Below are 24,005 nucleotides of genomic sequence, written 5' to 3' on the forward strand. Positions count from 1 at the left end.
GAGCTGCGGTGCTTGGGCGGCCGCGGCTTCGTCGTGGCTTGTCGCGCAGTTCCCCGTGCCCCTGAAGACAAAGGCGTTGCCCTTACCGCTTCTCCAAGAACTCCTCCAGCGCCTCCACCACGAACCTGTGGTCCTCCAGCTGGGGCAACCCGCTCACCGTCACCGACCCGATGACCCCGGCGCCCTCGACGTTGATCGGGAACGACCCCCCGTGCGCCGCGTACGTGTCGGGGTCAAGGCGGGAGGAGTCCTCGAACGTCGTGCCCTTGGCCCGGAAGCGGGCGCCGACGATGTACGAGGCGCTGCCGTAGCGCTCCACCACCCGGCGCTTGCGCGCGATCCAGGCGTCGTTGTCGGGGGTGGAGCCGGGCAGGGCCGCGTGGAAGAGCTGCTGGCCGGCCCGGTGGATGTCGATCGCGACCGGGGCCTGGCGCTCGCGGGCCATCTCGACCAGCAGGGAGCCCAGGGCCCAGGCGTCCTCGTAGGTGAACTGGCGGAAGACCAGGCGGCGTTCCTGGGCCTCCAGCTCCTCCAGGGGCGGGGTGAGCTCCGGGTGGAACTTGGGGGTGATCTCCGGGTTGTGCGTCTTGCCGGGTGTCATCACAGCGTCACCGCCACTCCGTCACGGGCCGAACGGCCGGCTGCTTCCAGTACGTCCAGGGCGGCGGCGGCCTCCAGGGCCGTCACCGGGTTGGGGCCGCCGTCCAGCAGTGCTTGTGCCACGGCCGCATAGTAGGCGGGGTAGTCACCGGGGAGGGTGGGTTCGACGCGGCCGCCGCCCGTCAGGGGGGACTCTCCGGAGCCCACCCGGCCCCACAGGGACTCGGGTTCCGTACCCCAGCCGGCCGCCGTGTCCGGACGCTGTCCCTCCCGCAGCGCCGACTCCTGCGGGTCCAGGCCGTACTTGACGTAACCCGCCTTCGAGCCCAGCACCCGGAAGCGGGGGCCGAGCTGGGCGGTCGTCGCGGAGGCGTACAGGTGGGAGCGGACGCCGCTCGCGTGCGTGAGGGCGATGAAGGTGTCGTCGTCCGTCTCGGCGCCGGCGCGGCGGACGACCGCCTCGGCGTACACCTGCGTGACGGGGCCGAAGAGGACCAGCGCCTGGTCGACGACATGGCTGCCGAGGTCGTACAGCAGACCTCCGATCTCTGCCGGGTCGCCGGACTCCCGCCAGCCGCCCTTGAGTTCGGGCCGCCAGCGTTCGAAGCGGGACTCGAAGCGCCATACGTCGCCCAGCTCGCCCTCGGCCAGGAGCTTGCGGAGGGTCAGGAAGTCGTTGTCCCAGCGGCGGTTCTGGAAGACGGAGAGGAGCAGGCCGCGCTCCTCGGCCAGCGCCGCCAGCTCGCGAGCCTCGGCCGCCGTGCCGGCGATCGGCTTGTCGACGACGACCGGGAGGCCCGCCTTCAGTGCGGCGGTCGCGAGCGGGACGTGCGTCTTGTTCGGGGACGCGATGACGACCAGGTCGAGGTCGGCGGCGCGAGCGAGCAGCTCGTCGGGCGTGGCGGTGACGGTGACGTCCGGGTGCTCGGCGCGGGCCTGCTTCTGCCGCTCGGGGTTCGACGTGACCACCGTGTCCAGGGCGAGCCCCTCGGTGGTGGCGATCAGCGGGGCATGGAAGACGGAGCCGGCGAGGCCGTAGCCGATCAGGCCGACGCGGAGGGGAGTAGCACTCATGAGTCCCACTTTCGCAACGCTGTTGCCAAAGTGCAAGCGGCAGGGACAATGGGTGGCGTGAACAGGACGAAGGGCGATGTTGTCGGCGGCACGGTCGGTGGGGTGAACCTGGGCGCCCTGCGCAGTCACAACACCGCGCTCGTGCTCGACCTGCTGCGCACGGCCGGTACCGAGGGCATCAGCCGGCTCGAACTCGCCGAGCGCACCGGCCTCACCCCACAGGCGGTCAGCAAGATCACCGCCCGGCTGCGGGAGGACGGCCTGGCGGCGGAGGCGGGGCGGCGGGCGTCGACGGGGGGCAAGCCGCGTACGGTGCTGCGGCTGGTGCCGGAGGCCGGGCATGCGGTCGGCGTGCATCTGGACCGGGACGAGCTGACGGCCGTGCTCTGCGACCTGACGGGTGCCGTGGTGGCCCGGCGCGGGACGCCGCTGGATCTCGGAGCCGGTGCGGAGACGGTCGTCGAGCGGGTCGTGCGCGAGGTGCGGGAGTTGGTGGCCGAGGGCGGGCGGGGCGGACGGCGTGGTCAGGGCGGAGGGGGTGGTCAGGGCGGACGGGGAGCCCCGTCGGGCGCCGTGCTCGGCGTCGGGGTGGCGTTGCCCGGGCCACTCGACCATCGGCGGGGTGTGCTGCACCGGGTCACCGGGTTCCCGGAGTGGAACGGCTTCCCGCTGCGGGACGTGCTCGCGCGGCGGCTCTCGCTGCCGGTCGTCGTCGACAAGGACACCAACGCGGCCGCCCTCGGGCTCGCGGTCGGGGGAGCGGGTGCCTCCGGCACGGCTGCTTCCGTCGCGGGCGCGCCCGTCGCGTCCTTCGCGTATCTGCACTTCGGGGCGGGGCTCGGCGGGGGGCTCGTGATCGGGGGAGCGGTGCACCGAGGGGTCCGTACGGGCGCGGGGGAGTTCGGGCACCAGGTCGTCCAGCTGGACGGCCCGCCCTGCGAGTGCGGCAACCGCGGCTGCGTGGAGGCGCTGTGCCTGGCCGCGGTGGCGCGCGGTGACCTGGCGGAGGCGGCCCGCGTGCTCGGCACCGCGGCCGGGAACCTGGTCGCGCTGCTCGACGTCGACCTGGTCCTGCTGGGCGGCCGTACGGTCGCCGCGGCCCCGGAGACCTTCGTACGCGGGGTCGCCGCCGTCCTCGACGAACGCGCCCGGCGCGCGGGCGGGGACGCGGTTCCGGTGCGGGTCGCCTCCGGCGAGGGGCAGGGGGAGAGCGGGGGGCACGAGGGCTGCGCGGGGAGCGGGGTCGCCGAAGGGGCGGCCCAGCTGCTGCTGGCGCCGCTGTTCGGGCGGGCCGAGGGGTGAGGGCGGATCGGGTGGGCTGACCGGGGTGGATTGACCGGCGTGGGTGGACTGGCTTGGGCTCCCTGGGGTGGATTGACCGGCGTGGGCTGACTGGCAATGGGCTCCCCGGCGTTGGCTCCCCGGCATCGGCCGACCGGCGTCGGCTGACCGGCGTGGGCACACCGGCATCGGCTGACCGGCGTGGACTCACCGGCATCGGCTGACCGGCATCGGCTGACCGGCAAGGGCCCCGGCGTCCGCTGATCGAGCGGACTTTGCTCCGCCGTACGGAATGGCACCCCCCGAAAGCCGTATCCACCCGGCATGGTCATGTGTTTATGCGACTGCATACACCCGCCTCCCTCTGCCTCGCAGCAGCCGCCCTCCTCGCCGCGGCGTCCCCGGTGCGCGCGGACCCCCCGGCGGAGCTGCCCAGCTGCGCCACCGGTGACCGGGACTTCCCCCTCACCACCCGCCTCCACGGCGGCCCCGATTCCTACGCGGCCGGCGGCGGATTCGGCACCTGGTACCTGGACCTCACCAACACGACCGGGCGGACCTGCACCGGCATCCACCCCGTGGTCGTCCTCGTCGACGGCAAACGCGCCCTCAAGCCGTCCCAGCCCCGCCTGGAGTTCTACGGCGGCCGGAACGACACCCGCCCCCACCCGGTCCGCTTCGAGACCACCGACCAGGACGAACTCGTCGGCGCCTTCGACGGCTTCCCCGGCTTCACCGTCGGCCCCCGCGGGACCGTCACCGTGAAGGTCCGGCTCGCCCTCACCTCGGACACCGCGCCGAACGAGGTCATCGCCAACGCGGCCGTCGTCCAGCGTCACGACGGCGACGGCGACTGGGTCGGCCAGTCCAACGACTACCGCTTCCGCATCGACGCCGACCCGACCGCCGCCGCGACCGACCCGTCCGGTACGGCCGACCCGACCGCCCCCGCCGCCCAGAACGCCTCGCCGACCCCCGGCAGCGACATCGCCCGCAACCAGCTCACCTTCGCCGACGAACTCGCCCGCACCGGCCTCGCCTCGGGCCCCGGCGCCGCCCTCGCCGCCACGGTCTCCCTCCTCCTGATCGGCGCCGGATTCCTCCTAGCCCGGAGGCGCCGCTGAGGCCGAGCCCGTCACCTGGGGGCGCCGCTCAGGCCGCGCCGCCCCTCACCTGAAGCCGCCGTCCGATCTCCCCGCCCCGTCTGCGACGATCCCTGCGTGGACTACCCGAACGACCAGGCCCCCGGCGCCCCCGTGCGCCACGGCATCCCCGAGCACGGCCGTATCCCGAAGTACTACGCGGTGAAGGCCCGCCTCGACGTCCTCATCGGCGAACTCGGCGAGGGCGACCCGCTCCCCACCGAGCGTGACCTCTCCGAGAGTTACGAGGTCGCCCGCGAGACCGTCCGGCAGGCGATCCGCGAGCTGGTCCTCGAGGGCAAGCTGCGGCGGCAGGGGCGGGGCACGGTCGTCGCCGGGCCCAAGCTCGAACAGCCCCTCTCCCTCGCCAGCTACACCGAGGGCGTACGGCGCCAGGGGCGCACCCCCGGCCGTACCCTCGTCACCCTCGACCGCTTCCCCTGCTCCGCCGCCCTCGCCGCCGAGACCGGCCTCGAACGAGGCGAACCCGTCTGGCATCTGGAGCGTGTCCTGCTCGCCGACGACGAGCGGGTCGGCCTGGAGAGCACCTACGTCGCCGTGGCCCGGGTGCCGCGGCTCGACGCCGACTTCGACCCCGACTCCTCCTTCTACGCCTTCCTCCACGGACAGGGCATCGCCTTCGGTGACGCCGACGAGCGCATCGAGACCGTGCTGGCCACCCCGCGCGAGGCCCTCCTCATCGGCACTCCGCCCGCCCTCCCGATGCTGCTGATCCACCGGGTGTCGAGGGACTCGGAGGGCCGGCCGCTGGAGCGGGTGCGATCCCTCTACCGCGGCGACCGGTTCTCCTTCACCACGCGTCTGCGCGGCTGATTCACCACGCGTCCACGCGGCTGAAAAGTCCGGAAATGAAGCGATTCCACCCCGCTCTCAAATGTCACAAACAGATAACGGGTCTAGTCCAAACGTGATAGCCAGTTCACGCTCTCGTTGTCAGCCGGACCCTTCCGGTTCCCCGATCCCGAGGAGCGTGGCCGTCGTGAGAGTGATAGTCGTCGGAGCCGGCGTGGTGGGCACCATGCACGCGTGGCAGGCAGTGGAACGCGGCCACGAGGTCGTACAGATCGAGCGCGAGGCGGAGGCTCGCGGCGCCTCGCTGCGCAACTTCGGGCAGATCTGGGTGAGCGGCCGTGCGGGCGGCGAGGAGCTGGAAACCGCCCTGCGGGCACGGGAGTTGTGGGAGGAGGTCGGGGACCGTGTGCCGGGGCTCGGCTTCCGTCCGAACGGCTCCCTGACCCCCGTCCGCGGCGAACTCGAACTCGCCGTCGCCGAGGCCGCCGCGGCCCGCGAGGACGCCGCCGCCCGCGGCCGCAAGCTGCTGACCCGCGACGAGGCACGCGCCCTGAACCCCGCCCTGCGCGGCGAGTTCACCGCCGCCCTCTACTGCGAGCGCGACGCGGCCGTAGAGCCGCGAACCGCCCAACTCGCCCTGCGCGCCGAGCTGTTGAAGTCCCCCAACTACATCTTCCGGCCCGGCAGGGAGGTCCGCGAGGTCATCGGACACCGCGCCGTACGCGACGACCACGGCGACGTGCACGGCGGCGACGTCGTCATCCTCTGCACGGGCGCCTGGCTCGGCGGCCTGGTCCGCGAGCTGGCCGGACCCGACCTGCCCGTGCGCCGCGTACGCCTGCAGATGATGCAGACCGCCCCGCTCGGCGAACCGCTCACCACCTCGGTCGCCGACGCGGACAGCTTCCGCTACTACCCGGCGTACGCCTCCACCGCACTCGACGCGCTCAACGCCGGTCAGCCGCAGCCGGAGACCGCCGCGGCCCACCGTATGCAGCTGCTCATGGTCCAGCGCGCCGACGGCGGGCTGACCATCGGCGACACCCACGAGTACGAGCACCCCTTCGCCTTCGACACCGTCGAGGACCCCTACGACCACCTCACCGAGGTCGTCGAGTCCCTCCTCGGCCGCCCGCTGCCGAGGATCCTGCGCCGCTGGGCGGGGGTGTACGCGCAGTGCACGGACCCGGGGCGGGTCGTGCACCGACAGCAGGTGCGCGACGGGGTGTGGCTGGTCACCGGGCCCGGCGGGCGCGGCATGACCTGCTCGCCCGCGATAGCCGAGACCACCGCCGAGGAGCTGGGATGGTAGACGCACCCAAGGACATCCAGAACATCAACAACATTCAGAACACCCAGGACATCCACAGCACCCAGAACACCCAGAACACCCAGGACATCCGGCTCGTCGTCCTCGACATGGCCGGCACGACCGTCGCCGACGGCGGTCTCGTCGAGCAGGCCTTCACGGCGGCCGCACGCCACCTCGGCGCCGATCCCGACTCGATGCTGGACTACGTCCGCGCCACCATGGGCGAGTCCAAGATCTCCGTCTTCCGGCACCTGTTCGGCGAGGAGGCGAAGGCCCAGGAGGCCAACAAGGCCTTCGAGGCGGCGTACGCCGAACTCGTCGACGGCGGCCGGGTCGCGGCCCTGCCCGGTGCGCGCGAGGCCGTCGAGGAGCTCCGGGCCCAGGGCCGTACGGTCGTCCTGACCACCGGATTCGCGCGCCCCACGCAGGACGCGATCCTCGCCGCGCTCGGCTGGCAGGACCTGGTGCCCCTCACCCTGTGCCCCGCCGACGCCGGGGGCCGCGGGCGGCCGTACCCGGACATGGTCCTCACCGCCTTTCTACGGACGGCGGCCGCCCAGGACGTCCGGCAGATCGCCGTCGTCGGCGACACCTCGTACGACATGCTCAGCGGGGCCCGCGCGGGAGCGGGCGTCGTCGCCGGCGTCCTGACCGGCGCGCACGGCACCGACGCGCTGCGGGCGGCGGGCGCGACCCATGTCCTCGGCTCCGTCGCGGAGTTGCCCGGAGTACTCACATGAACGGCGGCATCCGCTTCGACTCCGTCACCGTCGCCTACGACGGCAACGTCGTCCTCGATTCCCTCGACCTCACCGTCGAGCCCGGCGAGGTCATGGCGCTGCTCGGGCCGTCCGGGTCCGGCAAGACCACCGCGCTGCGGGCGGTCGCCGGGTTCGTGCGGCCCGCCTCCGGGCGGGTGTTCCTCGGCGGGCGGGACGTGACGGACCTGCCGCCGTACCGGCGGGGCATCGGGATGGTCGTCCAGCAGTACGCGCTGTTCCCGCACATGCGGGTCGAGGAGAACGTCGCCTTCGGGCTGAAGGCCCAGAAGGTCGCGCGGGGCGAGACCCGTGAGCGGGTGGCCCTGGCGCTGGAGATGACCGGGATGGCGGCCTACGCGCGCCGCCGTCCCCGTGAGCTCTCCGGCGGCCAGCAGCAACGCGTCGCGATCGCCCGCGCGTTGGCGATACGACCCGATGTCCTCCTCCTCGACGAGCCCCTCTCCGCGCTCGACGCCCGCCTGCGCTCCGACATGCTCGCCGAACTGGCCCGGCTGCACCGCGAGTTGCCCGACGTGACGATCCTGTACGTCACCCACGACCAGGTCGAGGCCCTCACCCTCGGCGACCGGATCGCCGTGATGGACAGGGCACGGCTGCGTGCCTGCGGGACGCCCAGGGAGCTGTACCGGGCGCCCGCCGACGAGTTCACGGCGTCCTTCTTGGGCGGCGCGAACCTGTTGCCGGTGACGGTGGGGGAGCAGGGGGTCTTCTTCGGCGGGCGGCGGCTCAAGGTGTCGGGGGAGGCTCCGGGAGCGGCGGCCACACTGTGCGTACGGCCGCAACTGGTCGGTCTCGGGGACGGGCCCAACCAACTCGCGGGCATGGTGAGCGAGATCCAGTGGCGGGGGTCCACCCATCGGCTCTACGTCGACGTGGACGGCAACCGGGTCATGGCGGACGTACGCGAGCTGAAGGACCCGCCCACGCACGGGGATTCCGTGACACTGCACTTCGCACCGGAGGACGCGACGCTGCTGCCCGCAGGAGTCACCGATGACTAGGCGGCTGCTGTGGACGGTGCCACCCGTCGCCGTCCTGACCCTCCTCTTCCTCTACCCCCTCGCCCTGGTCCTCCAGCAGTCCGTCCAGCCCGACACAGGCGGCACCTCCCTGCAGCCGTACGCCGACGTCTTCGCCTCGGAAGCCTTCCGGCACGCGCTCTGGACCACCGTCTGGCTGGCGCTCGCCTCCACCGTGGGCTGTCTGGTGCTCGGGTTCGCGCTCGCGCTGGTCATCGCCTTCGTGCCGTTTCCCGGGGCGAAGGCGGTCGCCAGGTTCATCGACGTCTATCTCTCCTTCCCGTCCTTCCTCATCACCCTCGCCCTGCTGTTCATCTACGGCACGACCGGCATCATCGGTTCCTTCCAGTTCCTCACCACCCCCTGGGGCGTCCTCCTCGCCGAGATCACCTACTTCACGCCCTTCGTCGTACGACCGCTGCTCGCGGCCTTCTCCCAGCTCGACACCGCCCAACTGGAGGCGGCCAGTTCGCTGGGGGCCCGCCCGGCGCGCATCGTCCGTCGCGTGATCCTCCCCGAGGCCCTGCCCGCTCTCGCCGCGGGCGGCAGCCTGGTGCTGGTGCTGTGCCTCAACGAGTTCGGGATCGTCCTGTTCACCGGCGCGAAAGGCGTCACGACCCTGCCGATGCTCGTCTACAGCAAGGCGATCCTGGAGTCCGACTACCCGGGCGCCTGCGTGGTCGCCGTCGTCAACGTCCTGATCTCCGTGGGCCTCTACGGCCTCTACCGGGTGGTGAGCCGTCGTGCTGGTGCATAGCCGCGGGGCGAAGTGGGCCGTATGGGCCGTGTTCCTCGTCCTGTTCCTGCCCGTGTTCGCCCTGCCGCTCCTCGTCGTCCTCGGCGCGTCCTTCGCCACCAACTGGTCGAGCGCGCTGCCTTCCGGCTTCACGACCGGGCACTACAGCGCCGCCACCCGCGGCGAGGCCCTCCAGGCCCTGACCACCAGCCTCCTGACGGCCGCCGCCGCGAGCCTGCTCGCCCTGGCCGCCGGGACCTGGGCGGCGCTCGCGGCGGCCGGGTTGAAGCGGCGGTACCGCAGGGTCCTGGACGCGCTGTTCGTCCTCCCGGTCGCCGTGCCGTCCGTGGTCGTCGGCCTCGCGATCCTGGTCGCCTTCTCCAAGCCGCCGTTCCTGCTCAACGGCACCCGGGAGATCGTGATCCTCGCCCACACCGTCCTGGTCACCGCCTTCGCCCACCAGTCCGTGTCCGCCGCCCTCGCCCGTCTCGACCCGGCGTACGAACAGGCCGCCGCCTCCCTCGGAGCCCGGCCCGGCTACGTCCTGTGGCGGGTCAGGCTCCCCCTTCTCCTGCCGTCGCTCACCGCCGCCGCCGGCCTCTGCCTCGCCCTGTCCATGGGCGAGTTGAGCGCCACGATGATGCTCTACCCGCCCGACTGGACCCCGCTCCCCGTCCTGATCTACGCGGCCACCGACCGCGGCGCCCTCTTCACCGGCTCCGCCCTCGCGGTCGTCCTGATGGCGGCGACCCTGCTGGCACTGTTCGCCGTCTCCCGCGTCCGCACCCGAGCCTCGTACCGCTGAACCCCCTGGCCCCGGCTCTCCGCCCGGCCCGCAAAAACCCTCAACGCGCAAGGAGTTCACCCCGCCATGCCCAGAAACAGCCTCAAGCTCGCGGTAGCCCTCTCCCTCCTCGCCACCCCGCTCCTGTCCGCCTGCGCCGGAAACTCGGCAGCCTCCGACGAGAAGGTCGTCACCGTCTACAGCGCCGACGGCCTCAAGGGCGAGAACGGCGACGGCTGGTACGACCGGATCTTCAAGGACTTCGAGAAGCAGACCGGCATCAAGGTCGAGTACGTCGAGGGCGGCTCCGGCGAGATGGTGCAGCGCGCCGCCCGGGAGAAGCCCAACCCGCAGGCCGACGTACTCGTCACGCTCCCGCCGTTCATCCAGCAGGCCGACGGCAAGGGCCTGCTCCAGAAGTACGCCCCGAAGGGCTCCGACCAGGTCGGCGACGCAGGCAAGAGCGCCGACGGCACCTGGACCTCGGTCGTGAACAACTACTTCGGGTTCATCTACAACAAGAAGGAGCTGCGGCAGCCGCCCACGACGTGGGAGGACCTGCTGGACGGCACCTACAAGAACAAGCTCCAGTACTCCACGCCGGGTGTCGCCGGCGACGGAACCGCCGTCCTCATCAAGGCGATGCACGACTTCGGCGGCGAGAAGCCCGCCATGGACTACCTCGGCAAGCTCCAGTCCAACAACGTCGGCCCGTCCGCCTCCACCGGCAAGCTGGCCCCCAAGGTCGACAAGGGCGAACTCCTCGTCGCCAACGGCGATGTCCAGATGAACTTCGCCCAGTCCAAGACCATGCCGAACCTCGGCATCTGGTTCCCGGCGAGAGAAGGCGGCAGGCCCACGACCTTCGCCCTGCCCTACGCCGCCGGCCTCGTCACCGACGCCCCGCACACCGAGAACGGCAGGAAGCTGCTCGACTTCATGCTGAGCCAGGGCGCCCAACAGCAGGTCAGCGCGATCGGCGGCGGCTTCAGCGCCCGCCAGGACGTCAAGGCCACCGGCGCCGACGCCGATGCCAACGCCGTCGCCCTCGCGAAGATCATGCACGGCGTCGAGGTCTTCGAGCCCGACTGGGACGACATCGACGAGAACCTGACGTCGTACGTCGAGGCCTGGAAGGCGGCCACCGGCAGCTGACGCCGACGCCGACCGCCCTTCTCCCACCCTTCCCTCGATCAGCGCCCCCGCTTCTCCCCCGCGCAACACCCCTGGGCACGACAACCGGGGGCGCTTGCCGTGCCCGCGCACACTTGTCTCAGGAGGATCACGTGAGATCACCGCTCTCCCGACGCACCGTCCTCACCGGCACCGCCGCGACCGCCACCACCGTGGCCCTGGGCACCGCCGCCGCCTCCCAGGCCCATGCCGTCCCCACGCTCCCCAACGGCACCAGCAAGGACAAGGTTCTCGTCGTCGGCATGGACGGCCTGCGGCACGACCGCATCGACGCGGCGAACGCCCCGCACCTCAAGGCCATGATGAGCGAGGGCACCTACGGCACCTCGCTGCTCTACGCGAGCCCGATGGCCGCCACCTCGTCCGGCCCCGGCTGGTCCACCATCTCCAGCGGAGTCTGGCCCGACAAGCACGGCGTCAAGGACAACACCTTCGCCGGCAAGCAGTACGACCGCTACCCCGGCCTCCTCGCCCGCCTCGCCCGGATCCGGCCCGCGCTGTCCACCTACGCGGCCGTCGACTGGAAGCCTCTGGACACCCAGGGCACCGTCACCCCCGGCGCGGACGCCAAGCTCGTCCTCGACGGCGACCGCGACGGCTACACCGGCCACGACGCCACCATCGCCGCCGAGACCGAGGCGATCATCCGCGACCAGAACCCGGACGTCCTCTTCGTCTACTTCGGCCAGTCCGACATCGTCGGCCACGACCTGGGCGCGGGCAGCCAGGCCTACCTCGACCAGATCGCCGTCCAGGACACCTACCTCGGCCGGCTGCGCGCCGCGATCAAGGCCCGGCCCGGCTACGCCTCCGAACGCTGGACGGTCATCGTCGCCACCGACCACGGTCACCTGGACGCGGGCGGCCACGGGGGTTCGACGGTCGAGGAGCGGCGCGCCTTCGTCCTCGCCACCGGGCCCGGCATCGCCGCGGGTGCCCGCCCCATCGACACCCGCCTGGTCGATGTCGTCCCCACCGTCCTGGCACAGCTCGGCATCCCCGTCGACCCCGCCTGGGGCCTGGACGGCAAGCCCCTGCAGGAGCGGTCCGCCGACCCCTTCGACGCCCTGCGGCCCGCCCTGACCGCGCGGGTCGACGAGACCGGCATCCCGGCCGGCCTCCTCGGCTTCACGCACACCCCGCCCAGCGGCTGGTCCGTCATCAACAACGCCATGGGAACCGGCGGGACGACCGAGTGGCGCGGCTGGGCCTTCGCCACCGACGAGTTCTGGTCCCGCACCCAACGCGACCAGTGGCGTGAGCTCAACGTCCGCTCGCGCGGGGTGTTCGCGGTCGCCGACTCCGACGAGTGGGCGGACAGGACCTTCTCCGGTCCGTACGACTCGACCCTCGTCACACCGGCGTACGACGTCACCGGGAAGACCAGGGTGCGGCTGGACTTCACGACCCTCTACCGGCAGGAGGGCTCCCAGACCGCCCGGATCCTGGTGTCCTTCAACGCCGGGACGCCCACCGTCGTCAAGAGCTACACCTCCGACGTCGTCTCGCAGCCGCAGTCCGTTTCCGCCGACGTCCCCGCCGGGGCCTCCAGTGTGTGCTTCCGTTTCCACTACACCGGTTCCAACAACTGGTACTGGGTGATCGACGGGGTCAGGATCAGCCAGTCCTGATTACGCTGGGGGCGTCGGTACGCCGTGGTTCCGGCGCCCCGCTCATCCCGTACGCAGTACAGGCCAGGAGAGTCACAGCAACATGGCAGACCGCAAGCCCATAGAGTCCTGGCTCACCGACATGGACGGTGTGCTCATCCACGAAGGCGTACCGATCCCCGGCGCCGACGCCTTCATCAAGAAGCTGCGCGATTCCGGCAAGCCCTTCCTCGTCCTCACCAACAACTCGATGTACACCCCGCGTGACCTGCACGCCCGGCTGAACCGCATGGGCCTGGAAGTGCCGATCGAGAACATCTGGACCTCGGCGCTGGCCACCGCCCAGTTCCTCGACGACCAGCGCCCGGGCGGCTCGGCGTACGTCATCGGCGAGGCCGGCCTGACCACCGCGCTGCACGACATCGGCTACATCCTCACCGACCACGACCCGGACTACGTCGTCCTCGGCGAGACCCGCACCTACTCCTTCGAGGCCATGACCAAGGCCGTCCGGCTCATCAACGGCGGCGCCCGCTTCATCGGTACCAACCCCGACGAGACGGGTCCGTCGACCGAGGGCCCGCTGCCCGCGACCGGCGCCGTCGCCGCACTGATCACCAAGGCCACCGGCAAGCAGCCGTACTTCGCGGGCAAGCCGAACCCGCTGATGATGCGGACCGGCCTGAACGCCATCGGCGCCCACTCCGAGAGCAGCGCCATGATCGGCGACCGCATGGACACCGACGTGCTGGCCGGCATGGAGGCCGGGATGCAGACGTTCCTGGTGCTCACCGGCCTGACCCGGCCCGAGCAGGTCGAGAACTTCCCGTACCGGCCGTCCAAGATCGTGGACTCGATCGCGGACCTCGTCGACCGGATCTGAAACCGGCATCCGAAATCTGAACCGGGATCCGACCGCGCCCGGCAGCGGCTCCACCGTGTGGCCGTATGGCCGCAACAAGACCCGTACGGAGCAGTGCGGGCCCCGCAGAGGATGCGGGGCCCGTGCTCCGGGGGGAGCCTCCAGATAACTGGAGGTTCACGATGGGATCACTGCGAGTCACTCTCTGTGCTATCGCCGCTCTGGGCGCGGTGGCCGTCATCCCGGCGGCACATGCGGCGGACGGAGCGGCGGACGGGGGTGTCTCGGTCAGCCCGTCGTCCCCGCACCCGGGCAGCGACGTCGCGCTGCGGGTGAGCGGATGCCCGGGGAAGACCGCGACGGCCGTCTCCGCGGCGTTCGTCGCCGACGCCCGCCTCACGGTCGGCGACGCCGGCGCCCTCGTCGGCGAGAGCCGCGTCCGCTCCACGCTGCGGGCGGGGACGTACGACGTGAAGGTGACCTGCGGGCAGGCGGCCGCCAAGGGCGACGTCACCGTCGTACCGCAGGGCACGGACCGGTCCGGACGGCAGGGCTCGGAGCCGTCGGCCCCCGCCTCTCCCGTGGCCCCGGTGCTGGCCGGCGGCGGGGGCACCGTACAACTCGCCGTCGTGGACGCCCGCGCGGCCGGTCCCGGCACGGCACACACCGTGACCGGGCTGGTCCTCGCCGGCGTCGCGGCCACGGCCGTGGCGCTCAGGAGCGCGCGCCGGAGCCGACAGCAGCGCGAGGCGTTCACCCGGGAGGCGGGTGGGCGGCGGTGAACGGTGCTCGGCCGCGAGGAGGGCTGCGCTGACCATGTCCGGAGACGAACGTTCCTCCCACGGCGGTCGCCTTCTGATGGGCGTGGCCTGGGCCGTGCTGCTGCTCGGGCTGTGGCTGTGGGGCCGGGAGCTCACTGACGTACGGCAGGCCGTGTCCGCGCCGGTGTCGGGCGATGTCGCCGCGGTAGGACGCCCGCAGCAGGTGCGGCTGCCGCCCGCCGCCCGGCCGCTCGGGGAGGCGTTGCCGCAGCGCCTCGACATCCCGGGGCTCGACGTGCAGGCACCGGTCGTCGCCACGGGGCTCGATCCGCGGGGCGCCATCGACGCACCGCCCTACGAGCGGGCCGGTGACGTCGGGTGGTACGCGGCCGGGGTGAAGCCGGGGGCCGCCGGGGCCGCGCTGATGGTGGGGCACGTCGACACCCGGACCCGGCCGGCCGTCTTCCACCGGATCGGCGCGCTGAAGCCGGGCGCCACGGTGCGCGTGCTCCGCGACGACGGCACGGTTGCCGAGTTCACCGTGGAGAACGTACGCGTCGTGGCCCGCGACCGCTTCGACGCCCACCAGGCCTACGGAGCCCGCCACGACGGCCGCGCCGAACTCCGGCTGATCACCTGCGGCGGCACCTTCGACCGCACGACCCGCAGCTACACGGCGAACGTGATCGTGTCGGCGTACCTCACGGGCACGGGGCTGTGACGTGGCGATGTGCCCCCACCTGGCCCGGTCGACGACCGCTCCCCCGAAGCCGCCGACCGGGCTGGTCCTCAACCGCGCGCGCACGGGCTGCGGGAGTAACCCGGCGACCGGCGCGGGAGGTCTCGTGTGACCAGTGGGGATCGTCCGACCGGGGGCTGGGGTCGTCCGGAGAAAACTGTAGAACGGATGTCCGCCGGGGCCTAGAGGGTCAGGTGGCAGGGGGTGCCCGCCCGCGGAACGGGCCGGTTACGCGGGTCCCTGACCGCCCGCGTCGCCCTCGCGCCCCGCCTCCCGGCGCAGCGCGGCCTCGTCCACGACCCGGTCGATGACCTCCTGCGCGACCCGGTCCAACGGCACCCGGCGGCGGCGCGCGTACTGGCGCAGCGCCACGAAGGCGTCGTCGGCCGGGGTGCTCCAGCGCTCGGCGAGCATGCCCTTGGCCTGCTCGATGCGCACCCTGCTGGACAGCGCCTGCTGCAACTGACCGGCGACGGTGCGACATTGGACGTAAACGGCATGGTTCTGCAGTCCAAGGGCCGCGCAGTCGGCGACGAGCTGGGTCAGCCGCAGCTCCGCGGCCTCCTCGGGCGAGGTCCCGGCGGGGAGCGTGGCCACGAAGACGTTGAGTGCCCCCAGTAGCCGCTCGTGGCGGCGCAGCGGGACCGCGAAGGTGCCGACGATGTCGTGGGCCAGCGCCCGCTCCGTGAACTCCGGCCAGCGCGCCGCCGCCCGGGCCGCCCCGATCGAGACCGGCGGCACCGGCCGGCCGGAGCTGTAACTGTCCAGGCAGGGCCCGCAGCCCCGCTGGGCCCGCAGCAGATCGAGCGCGGCCTCCCGGTGTGCGCCGCTCGCCGCCAGCGACACCGTCCCGTCCTCGTTGATCAGCATGAAACCGGCGGCCCGCGCGGCCAGTAACCGCACACAGTGGTCGGCGACGCGAGATAAGTAGTGCGCGGCCTCGAAGCCGTCGACGAGGGTGTCCGCCGACTCCACCAACGCCTCCGCCAGCCGTATCTCCCGCGTGGACCGGTGCATGACACACCCTCCCCTTCCCCTGTCTCCCCTGTGGGCCGCGCCTTATGGACGCGCAACCTACTCTGCTCGTCCGAGCAGTGCCGGGGAGCCGTACCGGTGGCTGTAACAGCTCTCCGACAAGACCCGGCGACCTCGTGTGTCCCACGGCGGGTATGTCAGGATTGAGCCTTGGAACAGTGCACCCAAAGGGGAGTTGGATGTACCTGATGAGGGGGGCCTCGAGGGGCGCTCGTGCGCGGACGACCGCGGTGGTGCTGGGGGCGGCACTGCTGGTCGCGGGCTGTTCGTCCTCGGGGGACGGCGACGAGCCGGAGGACAACGCCGGCGCCGGGATCAGCCAGCAGCCCAAGGACATCGACCCGTTCTGGGTGAACCCGGACGGGAACGCGGCACAACAGGTCGTGACCTACCAGAAGGCCGGCAAGAAGGAGGACGCGGAGCAGATCCGCAAGATAGCTCAGCAGCCGACGGGCGAGTGGATCAGCCCGGAGAGCCCGGAGGAACAGGCACGCGGCTTCACCGAGGCCGCCGACAAGGCGGGCCGTACGGCGCTGCTCGTCCTCTACAACATCCCGCACCGCGACTGCGGCCAGTTCTCGGAGGGCGGCGCCGCGGACGGCAACGCCTACCGGGCGTTCGTCGACAGCGTCGCCAAGGGCATCGGCGACCGTGCGACGACGGTGATCCTGGAGCCGGACGCGGTGCTGCACATGGTCGACAACTGCACGGCTCCCGAGTACCACGAGGAGCGCTACGACCTTCTGAGCGGCGCCGTCGCCAAGCTCAAGTCCCTGAAGAACACCAAGGTGTACCTGGACGCGGGCAACGCCGGCTGGGGCCACCCGGACCAGATCTTCGACCCTCTGAAGCGGGCGGGCATCGACCAGGCCGACGGGTTCTCGGTCAACGTCTCCAACTTCTACACGACCGAGGACTCGATCGCGTACGGCAAGGAGCTCTCCGCCAAGGTGGGCGACAAGCCCTTCGTGATCGACACCAGCCGCAACGGCAACGGCCCCTACACCGGGGGGAACCCGGACGAGCGCTGGTGCAACCCGCCGGGCCGCGCGCTGGGCGAGACACCGACGACGAAGACGACGGATCAGCTGGTCGACGCGTATGTGTGGGTCAAGCGCCCGGGCGAGTCGGACGGCGAGTGCAAGGGCGGGCCGAAGGCGGGGGAGTGGTGGGCGGACTACGCCCTGAACCTCGCGAAGGCCAGCAAGTAGGCCGTGCACACCTTGGGGGCGCCCTCCGTCACGGAGGGCGCCCCCAAGGCATGTGCTTGCTCGCTCGCTAAGGAACCCTGACCCACTGCGCCTTGCTCGGCGTCCCCTGGTCGTCCGTCACGAACAGCATGTACCACCCCGACGGAACCAGATTCCGGTTCGTCGGCACGGTCACCGTGATCTTGTCTCCGGACTTCTTGAAGTCCAGGGCGACCGACCGCTGATCCACGTCCGTCACGTGCGTGGACGCGCTCGGCCGGATCAGCCGGGCGTTCTGGATGGACGACGCGTGCTGCGAGGTGAACGTGCCCGTCCCGCCGCGCTTGATGGTCTGCGGGCCGCCCGACAGCGACGGTTGCGCGTCCCGGTACAGATACGGCGGCGTGTAGATCTCGATCCGCTGCTCGAACTCGCCCGGCTTGGTGTTGGCCTTGTCGGCGTAGAGCGAGTCCGAGCCGAAGAACATCACGCGGCCGTCGGGCAGCAGGATCGACCCCGAGTGGTAGTTGCGGCCCACCAGCGGGTCGGCGACCCGGTCCAGGGCGCCCGTGCCCGCGTTGTAGAGGTGCGCCTGGAGGATGTTGGAGTCGCCGCGGCCCCGGTAGTCCTCGGAACCGCCCGACACCAGCACGGTGTCGTCCGGCAGCACCGACGCCTGCGGATAGCGCGTGCCCTTCTCCAGTGACGGCCCGTCCACGAACTTCGGGTCGTCGTCCTTGAGATCGATGAGCCGCGTCTTCTCGCTGGACTCCTTGGACTCGCCGACGCCACCGCCGCCGATCACCATGTACTTCTCGTCCTGCGCCGGCGGCAGCAGCACGGTGCCCGAGGTCTCCATCAGCTTGGGATCGCTCAGTCCGGGCAGCTTGGTGAACTTGTTGGTGTCCACGTCCCAGATGCCGGGGTCGCGGCCCACGTCGTCAGGGCCGTAGCCCGCGTTCGAACCCGAGTAGAAGATCTTGCCGTTCTCCAGCGGGAACAGCGCCGGGTAGGTCGGGAACTGCCGTACCTTCGGCGTGTACGTCCACTTCTTGGTCTTGGGGTCGTACACCTCGTTCTTGCCCGGCACCAGCTGCCCGATGTCGTCGAGGCCGGAGACGCTGAGGATCTTGCCGTCGCTCAGGGTGGTGAGCGTCGGGTACCAGCGGGCCTCCTTCATCGGGTCGACCTTGATGTACTTCTCGGCGGCCGGGTCGAACTCGTAGGCGTCCCGGATGCCCTGGAAGTCCTTCTTGTCGAGGGCGAGCTTCTGCGCGATGCCGTACGTGTTGCGCGCGTCGGCGCCGGACAGCCCCTGGACGCGGTAGTTGTCCTGGGTGCCGGTCTCGTACTTGGCGCCCTTCTTCTGCGCCTCGACGTAGATCCGGCCGAGACCGGGGTCGTTGCGCAGGAACTTGCCGGTCGCCTTGTCGAAGACCTTCTTCGCGCGCGGTACCAGCACCGGGTCCTTGGAGACGAACGTCTTGCCGTTCTCCTTGCCGGTGAACTTGGTGCCCGCGGGCAGCGTGATCGGCCGGTCCGGGTTCTCGTTGTGGACGATCATCAGGCCACCGGCCTTGGTGACGTCACCCTCCAGCTTCTCGTACCGCTTGGTACCGCCCGCGATCAGCAGGTTGCCGTTGGCCAGCTGGGTGTGGCCGGTGCAGAACAAGTCGTTCGGCGTCGGCACCTTCTTGATCGTGCCCTTGACCGGGTCCCAGATCCGGGTGTCGTACTTCTTCGCGTCGAAGTTGTCCTGATCGTTGCCCGAGCCCGCGATCAGCAGCACCTTGCCGGTGTGCAGGAGCGCCGCGTGGATGGTGTTCTGGCGGTACTCCTCCGGGAAATCGACGATCTCCCACTTGCCGTTCTCGGCTTTGTACTCGGGTCTGTTGATTTGGTACTGGTGGTATTTCTCGGTGCCGACGCGGTACAGCCACGGCCCGTTCATTCCGGCCAGCGCGAGCACCACCGCCGTGCCTATCGCGAGTCGACGAGCACGGCGGCGGCCTGCACGGTCGTTCATTCCTTACGTCCCCCAAGTCCACCAAGGGCAATCTGCATGGTCTGGTCGTTGCCTCCGGTGCCACCACCACTGTTCGACGCGGCCCAACTCGGCTTGTGCTGGCCGTGGGGCGCGTGCGCGGAGGTCTGCGTCGGCAGCGGCTGCGGCTGGTACGGCATCGCCGACCCGCCCGTCGCCACCGCTTCCTGCGGCCCGGTCTGGGCAGGCACCGTAACGGACGGCTTCTTCTTGTCCTGCCGCAGCATGTAGCGCCAGGCGAAGATCGGCGTCGCGGTGATCAGCATGGCGAACGTCGCCCAGATGATCATCGCGGGGTGCGAGTGGCCGTACACGAAGCCTGCGGTGATCGACGCACCGAAGATCACGATGAAGTACCAGTGGTACCGGAAAGTCCCGAACCACCGGTCGGGGCTGGCCGAATCACCCTTGGGCGTCACCACGAACTTGCTCTTGCGCCGCAGCGCGGAGTCGAACAGCGCCTTCGCGTACAGCGGCGCCGACAGCGCGGACATCACCATGCCGGCCACACCGCCGGAGCCCTCGGGCTCGTGCGGCGAGACGTTGTGGCGGCGGTTCCAGACGTACAGGCCGATCTGGAGCGCGGAGGCGTTGCCGTAGAGCATCAGCCAGATCGTGGGGTCGATGTTCACACCCGAGGCGCCCAGGCCCAGGAACAGCGCACAGCTCAGCGCGGCCAGGATCCAGTTGAGGGCGGACATCGGGTAGAAGATGATCATCATCGTGTAGTTGAAGAGCTTGCTCGGCGGCAGCGAGTACCAGCCCTTCCAGTACTGCTTGAGGATCGTCTCGTACGTCCCTCGCGACCAGCGCATCTGCTGGGTGAAGAAGTCCGTCCAGGCGCTCGGCCCCTCACCGACGGCCAGCACGTCCGGCGTGTACACGGACCGCCACTTCTTGCCCGTGGCCGGGTTCTTGTGGCGGTGGATCTCGAAGCCGGTCGCCATGTCCTCGGTGATCGAGTCGTACAGACCGCCGATCTGCTTGAGCGCCTTGATGCGTACGGCGTTCGACGTACCCACGAACATCGGGGAGCCGTACTTGTTGCCCGCCCGCTGGATCAGGGCGTGGAAGAGGAACTGCTGGGACTCGGCGGCCTTGGTGACGAAGTTGTCGTAGTTGCCGTACACCTGCGGGCCGATGACGAAGCCGATGTTCGGGTCGCGGAAGAAGCCGAGCATCCGCTCCAGGTAGTTGGGCAGCGGCACGTGGTCGGTGTCGACCGAGGCGAAGAAGTCGTAGTCGTCACCGTGGGCGTCGAGCCAGGCGTTGTAGTTGCCGTGCTTGGTCTTGGCGCGGTGCGGGCCCTTGGCCTGGTTCCACTTGGCCACGCCCTTGCGGGAGAAGTGGTGCACGCCGAGCCGCCGGCAGACCTCCTTGACCTCCGGGTCGTCGCCCTCGTCGAGCAGCCAGACGTGCAGCAGGCCCCGGTGGCGCAGCTTGACGGCCGCCTCCAGGGTCTTCGTCACCATCTCCAGCGGCTCCTTGCCGGGCACGAAGGAGGTGAGGAAGGCCACTCTCGTGCCGGTCTCCGGCACCACCGGGATCGGGTCGCGGGCGACCAGCGTGGCGTGCGCGTTGGACAGCACGTTCATGCAGCGGAAGAACTCGATCAGGCCGATCGAGACGAGCATGACTATGTCGAGCGCCGGCAGGAAGTCGAAGGCGGGATAGTCCCGTTCGGTCCAGTGCTCGGGCTGCAGCAGCCAGAACAGCAGGACGAGCGAGAGCACCGGGGCGGCGGCGAGCATCAGCGCGACGCGGATCCGGTGCGGCTCCTGCGAGATCAGCGAGCGGTACTCGACCCGGTACGGCTTGTTCGGGTCGGGCTGGGTGAGGGGACCGGCCAGCCGGCTGTAGTGCTCGTAGTCGTACTTCGGCAGCGTCTTCTTGATCCGGCGGAAGGCCCCGGTCCGGGTCTGTGATGGCACCCTGAGCTGGGTTGTCTGAGACGGGTCGAAGTTCTGCCGGGCGCCCGTCGGCGTCGACGTCATGAGTCATCCCCCCACACGCAGGTCAAACCGCGTGTCTGTCGGTTCCTTACGGCTGTGTCGATCCCCCTCGACCTTCACAGGCGTATCAGTGGCGGGCCGCAGTCACCACATCTTCCACACCTTAGACATGGAAACGCGACCTTCCGGTTGCATCATGCCCCCCTCGGCATGCGGTCATGAACGGGGCCCCCTACTCCCCGCAAAAACCGGCAACCGGCTCCTTGCCCCCCAACTGCCGCGTATCCGCAGCATCTTGAAAAACCAATCACCAGGCTCCACGCCGTTCCACATGATCGCAAGATGCGAAACGAGGTGTTTACCGGTCATACGCGCTCATTGTGGCACCTGTGGGGGTGTTGTGTACCCGTTGTGGACACGCGGGCGCGGATGTTGCCGAAGTGCTCGCTTATGGCCCCCTCCGCCCGTATCGCGTCGCCCGACCGCACCGCGTCCACGATCTCCCGGTGCTGTCGGCAGGTGACCAGGGGATCCTGCGGCGCACCCCCGAGATCGGTGTGGACCCGGTGGAAGGCGTCCCAGAACGCCTCCATCACCTCGCCCAGCAGCGCGTTGTCCAGACCCCGATAAAGGGTGGCGTGAAACGCCCTGTCGGTCTCGGCGATGCCGTCGCCGCCCTGCGCCGCCTGCTCTTCCATACGGTCGACGAGCGCGTCCAGTTCAACGAGGTCGGCGTCCGGAACCCGCCCCGCGAGCCGCGACACCAGCCCCGTCTCCACGGCCTCCCGCAGCTGCAGCAGCTGGAGCAGGGTGTCCTCGCCCCGGTAGTGCCCGGCGACGGTGCGGAAAGCGAGGCCCTCGATCATCGGGGCCAGCGACATCGTGCCGACGTACGTCCCGAACCCGTGCCGGATCTCCACGATGCCCATCGCCTGCAGCCCCTTGAGCGCCTCGCGCACGGAGTTCCGGCTGGCTCCCAGATGGGCCATCAGCTCGGGCTCCGTCGGCAACGGGGCCCCGGAGGGCAGCCGGCGGTCGATGATGAGCTTCTTGATCCGCTCCTGAAGGTCACGCGCTGCCATGGCCAGAGGGTATCCGGCCAAACACGCCGGAAGCCCCTCGCTTGCACGAGGGGCTTCCGTACAGAAGGGGGTGTGGGTGGCGGAGCCCCCACAACGCGCGGCGCAGCCGCGCAGAAACGACGAGGGCGAGCCGGGATCGCGCCTTCTGCGATCATGGCTCGCCATCGTCATCGTGCGCCGCCAGGGACTCGAACCCCGGACCCGCTGATGCTGTATTCCCCGGGGGGTAACCCCCGGACCCCCAGCCGTCGCTGCCGGGCTCCGGGGAAGTCCGCCCCCATAAAGCGAAGGCCCCCCGCAGTTGCGAGAGGCCTTCACCGTCTGTGCGCCGCCAGGGACTCGAACCCCGGACCCGCTGATTAAGAGTCAGCTGCTCTAACCAACTGAGCTAGCGGCGCCTGCTGACTCGATAACTCTACAGGACCTCCAGAGGTGCTCCCGACCACGCGCGCGGGTGGCGCGGGGGCGGGTGGGGCGGCCGTAAACCATTCGGACCGTCAACATGCGCGTCGGGAAGACAGTTGTGAAACTGATGGTGTGTACAGCCGTGGACATTTCCATCTGGTGTGTGAGGGGAATCGCATGGAGACTCGGACTCCGGTATTCGAGGAATTCGATCCGGAGAGTGACTGCGACTGCCCCGGATGCGTTCACTGGAGACGCGTCCTGCCGCATTCCACGACCGCCCGCCACCCCGCGGCCGGCCGGGCGCTGATCGTTGCCGCAGCCGCCTCCACCACCCTCGCCGTGGGCCACACCGCCCCGGCCCTCGCCGCCCCCCACGCCTCCGACCGACCGGGCGTTCCCGCAGGTGACGAGCCCGCGTCGCCCCAGGGCGGAAGGGCTCCGCTGCACGGCCCGGGCGGGCAGCCGGCCAAGCCGGGCCCGGTGAAGGCGACCGAGACCAGCCGTGCGGAGATCATCCGGCGGGCCAAGAAATGGGTGGCCGCGAAGGTGCCGTACAGCATGTCCCGGTACTGGTCCGACGGATACCGGCAGGACTGTTCTGGATTCGTCTCGATGGCCTGGAACCTGCCCGGAAACGAATGGACCGGCAGCCTCGACCAGTACGGCGTACGGATCCCCCGGGAAGATCTGCAGCCCGGCGACATTCTGCTGTTCCACAATCCGGCGAACCCCCAGAACGGCTCGCACGTCGTCATTTTCGGCGGCTGGACGGACTACACGCGCACCCACTACGTCGCCTACGAGTCGACCCGCCCCCACGCCCGCCGGCTGATCACCCCGTACGCCTACTGGAACCACTCCGACCGCTACCTCGCCTACCGCTACAAAGGGCTGAAGAGCGGCGCGGCGGGAACGGAACCGGACACCGGGCAGCCGGACACCGGGCAGCCGGACACCGCCAAGCCCGAGGGTGCGAAGCGCGTGGTGCCGTACCCGGGACGGGCGTATTTCGGCCCCGGGGCCAACAACAAGTACGTCGCTCAGCTGGGCCGCATGCTCGTCGAGCACGGCGCCGGCCGGTACTACCCCTCCGGGCCCGGCTCGCGCTGGACCGACATGGACCGCAGGGCCACCCGGGCCTTCCAGCTGGCGCAGGGCTGGCAGGGCCGGGACGCGGACGGGCTGCCGGGGCCGCGGACGTGGGCGCTGCTGGCGACGGGCAAGGGCAAGGACATCCAGGCGGCGGAGGCGGACGGGCCGGGCGGCCACGGGGCGCCGGCGTCGCACGGGGTGCCGGGGTATCCGGGGCGGACGATGTTCCGGCCGGGCGCCAACAACAAGTACGTCACCCAGCTCGGCAGGCAATTGGTGAAGAAGGGGTACGGCAAGCACTACAAGACGGGGCCGGGATCGCGCTGGGGCGAGGCGGACCGGCGAGGCGTCGAGGCCTTCCAGCGTGCCCAGGGCTGGCGGGGCGGCGCGGCGGACGGCTATCCGGGGCCGGAGACCTGGCGGCGGCTGTTCTCGTAGGCGGCGGCCGATCGCATAGGTGGCCACTGCTCTCCTGACCCGAAATCCCGACAAC

21 protein-coding genes and 1 tRNA gene are annotated in these 24,005 nt (G+C 70.6%); 15 read left to right on the forward strand and 7 right to left on the reverse strand.

The window, feature by feature from the left end:
- Window positions 1-82: 82 nt before the first annotated feature.
- Both ABD932_RS37080 and ABD932_RS37085 read right to left on the reverse strand, forming a co-directional pair.
- A complete protein-coding gene (locus tag ABD932_RS37080) occupies window positions 83-601 on the reverse strand; it encodes a heme-degrading domain-containing protein (RefSeq protein WP_345019957.1) in 519 nt (172 codons plus the stop codon).
- The gene (locus ABD932_RS37085) at window positions 601-1,674 is read right to left on the reverse strand and encodes a Gfo/Idh/MocA family protein (RefSeq protein WP_345019959.1); all 1,074 of its coding nucleotides are present in this window, start codon (window positions 1,672-1,674) and stop codon (window positions 601-603) included. The genes ABD932_RS37080 and ABD932_RS37085 overlap by 1 nt, the downstream gene beginning before the upstream one ends.
- Before the next feature lie 48 nt (window positions 1,675-1,722).
- On the opposite strand from ABD932_RS37085, the gene ABD932_RS37090 reads away from it, so the two are divergent.
- The 13 genes from ABD932_RS37090 (at window position 1,723) to ABD932_RS37150 (ending at window position 14,691) form a co-directional block, all read left to right on the forward strand.
- The gene (locus ABD932_RS37090; RefSeq protein WP_425587574.1) at window positions 1,723-2,976 is read left to right on the forward strand and encodes an ROK family transcriptional regulator; all 1,254 of its coding nucleotides are present in this window, start codon (window positions 1,723-1,725) and stop codon (window positions 2,974-2,976) included.
- A gap of 317 nt (window positions 2,977-3,293) precedes the next feature.
- Window positions 3,294-4,079 (forward strand): hypothetical protein, encoded by a 786-nt coding sequence (locus tag ABD932_RS37095; RefSeq protein WP_345019963.1) that lies wholly within the window; start codon window positions 3,294-3,296, stop codon window positions 4,077-4,079.
- Between the two features lie 96 nt (window positions 4,080-4,175).
- A complete protein-coding gene (locus ABD932_RS37100) occupies window positions 4,176-4,931 on the forward strand; it encodes a GntR family transcriptional regulator (RefSeq protein WP_345019965.1) in 756 nt (251 codons plus the stop codon).
- Window positions 4,932-5,097: 166 nt separating this feature from the next.
- Window positions 5,098-6,222 carry a TIGR03364 family FAD-dependent oxidoreductase gene (locus ABD932_RS37105; protein WP_345019967.1) on the forward strand — a complete coding sequence of 375 codons (1,125 nt, stop codon included), beginning with the start codon at window positions 5,098-5,100 and terminating at the stop codon, window positions 6,220-6,222.
- Window positions 6,216-6,962 carry a phosphonatase-like hydrolase gene (locus tag ABD932_RS37110; RefSeq protein WP_345019968.1) on the forward strand — a complete coding sequence of 249 codons (747 nt, stop codon included), beginning with the start codon at window positions 6,216-6,218 and terminating at the stop codon, window positions 6,960-6,962. The genes ABD932_RS37105 and ABD932_RS37110 overlap by 7 nt, the downstream gene beginning before the upstream one ends.
- Window positions 6,959-8,005: an ABC transporter ATP-binding protein gene (locus ABD932_RS37115; protein ID WP_345019970.1), complete on the forward strand. Its 1,047-nt coding sequence runs from the start codon at window positions 6,959-6,961 to the stop codon at window positions 8,003-8,005. Before ABD932_RS37110 ends, ABD932_RS37115 begins: the two co-directional genes overlap by 4 nt.
- On the forward strand, window positions 7,998-8,780 hold the full coding sequence (locus tag ABD932_RS37120; protein WP_345019971.1) for a 2-aminoethylphosphonate ABC transporter permease subunit: 783 nt from the start codon (window positions 7,998-8,000) through the stop codon (window positions 8,778-8,780). Before ABD932_RS37115 ends, ABD932_RS37120 begins: the two co-directional genes overlap by 8 nt.
- Window positions 8,767-9,564, forward strand: a complete 798-nt coding sequence (locus tag ABD932_RS37125) for an ABC transporter permease (RefSeq protein ID WP_345019972.1) — start codon at window positions 8,767-8,769, stop codon at window positions 9,562-9,564. The genes ABD932_RS37120 and ABD932_RS37125 overlap by 14 nt, the downstream gene beginning before the upstream one ends.
- Before the next feature lie 66 nt (window positions 9,565-9,630).
- Window positions 9,631-10,698: a 2-aminoethylphosphonate ABC transporter substrate-binding protein gene (locus ABD932_RS37130; RefSeq protein WP_345019973.1), complete on the forward strand. Its 1,068-nt coding sequence runs from the start codon at window positions 9,631-9,633 to the stop codon at window positions 10,696-10,698.
- 131 nt (window positions 10,699-10,829) lie between these two features.
- Window positions 10,830-12,368 (forward strand): alkaline phosphatase family protein, encoded by a 1,539-nt coding sequence (locus ABD932_RS37135; RefSeq protein WP_345019974.1) that lies wholly within the window; start codon window positions 10,830-10,832, stop codon window positions 12,366-12,368.
- A gap of 82 nt (window positions 12,369-12,450) precedes the next feature.
- A complete protein-coding gene (locus ABD932_RS37140; RefSeq protein ID WP_345019975.1) occupies window positions 12,451-13,230 on the forward strand; it encodes an HAD-IIA family hydrolase in 780 nt (259 codons plus the stop codon).
- A gap of 161 nt (window positions 13,231-13,391) precedes the next feature.
- Window positions 13,392-13,991, forward strand: a complete 600-nt coding sequence (locus ABD932_RS37145; RefSeq protein ID WP_345019976.1) for a hypothetical protein — start codon at window positions 13,392-13,394, stop codon at window positions 13,989-13,991.
- Between the two features lie 34 nt (window positions 13,992-14,025).
- Entirely contained in the window at window positions 14,026-14,691 is a 666-nt protein-coding gene (locus tag ABD932_RS37150; protein WP_345019977.1) for a class F sortase, read from the forward strand.
- A 246-nt stretch (window positions 14,692-14,937) separates the two neighbouring features.
- Here ABD932_RS37150 and ABD932_RS37155 read toward each other — a convergent pair whose 3' ends face one another.
- The gene (locus tag ABD932_RS37155; protein ID WP_345019978.1) at window positions 14,938-15,726 is read right to left on the reverse strand and encodes a GAF and ANTAR domain-containing protein; all 789 of its coding nucleotides are present in this window, start codon (window positions 15,724-15,726) and stop codon (window positions 14,938-14,940) included.
- A 197-nt stretch (window positions 15,727-15,923) separates the two neighbouring features.
- Here ABD932_RS37155 and ABD932_RS37160 point away from each other — a divergent pair, with 197 nt between their 5' ends.
- Window positions 15,924-16,955 carry a glycoside hydrolase family 6 protein gene (locus tag ABD932_RS37160; RefSeq protein WP_345019979.1) on the forward strand — a complete coding sequence of 344 codons (1,032 nt, stop codon included), beginning with the start codon at window positions 15,924-15,926 and terminating at the stop codon, window positions 16,953-16,955.
- A 67-nt stretch (window positions 16,956-17,022) separates the two neighbouring features.
- Here ABD932_RS37160 and glxA read toward each other — a convergent pair whose 3' ends face one another.
- The 4 genes from glxA to ABD932_RS37180 form a co-directional block, all read right to left on the reverse strand.
- Window positions 17,023-18,960 carry a radical copper oxidase GlxA gene (gene glxA / locus ABD932_RS37165; protein WP_345019980.1) on the reverse strand — a complete coding sequence of 646 codons (1,938 nt, stop codon included), beginning with the start codon at window positions 18,958-18,960 and terminating at the stop codon, window positions 17,023-17,025.
- Window positions 18,957-20,972 carry a glycosyltransferase family 2 protein gene (locus ABD932_RS37170; RefSeq protein ID WP_345019981.1) on the reverse strand — a complete coding sequence of 672 codons (2,016 nt, stop codon included), beginning with the start codon at window positions 20,970-20,972 and terminating at the stop codon, window positions 18,957-18,959. Before ABD932_RS37170 ends, glxA begins: the two co-directional genes overlap by 4 nt.
- 323 nt (window positions 20,973-21,295) lie before the next feature.
- Window positions 21,296-22,012, reverse strand: a complete 717-nt coding sequence (locus ABD932_RS37175; RefSeq protein WP_345019982.1) for a FadR/GntR family transcriptional regulator — start codon at window positions 22,010-22,012, stop codon at window positions 21,296-21,298.
- A gap of 324 nt (window positions 22,013-22,336) precedes the next feature.
- Window positions 22,337-22,410, reverse strand: a tRNA-Lys gene (locus ABD932_RS37180).
- A 184-nt stretch (window positions 22,411-22,594) separates the two neighbouring features.
- Between ABD932_RS37180 and ABD932_RS37185 the strand changes: the two genes are divergently transcribed.
- Entirely contained in the window at window positions 22,595-23,950 is a 1,356-nt protein-coding gene (locus ABD932_RS37185) for a peptidoglycan-binding protein (RefSeq protein WP_345019983.1), read from the forward strand.
- The last annotated feature ends 55 nt before the right edge of the window (window positions 23,951-24,005 follow it).

Origin of the sequence: Streptomyces shaanxiensis, from assembly GCF_039537145.1 — a bacterium.
Lineage (GTDB): Bacteria > Actinomycetota > Actinomycetes > Streptomycetales > Streptomycetaceae > Streptomyces > Streptomyces shaanxiensis.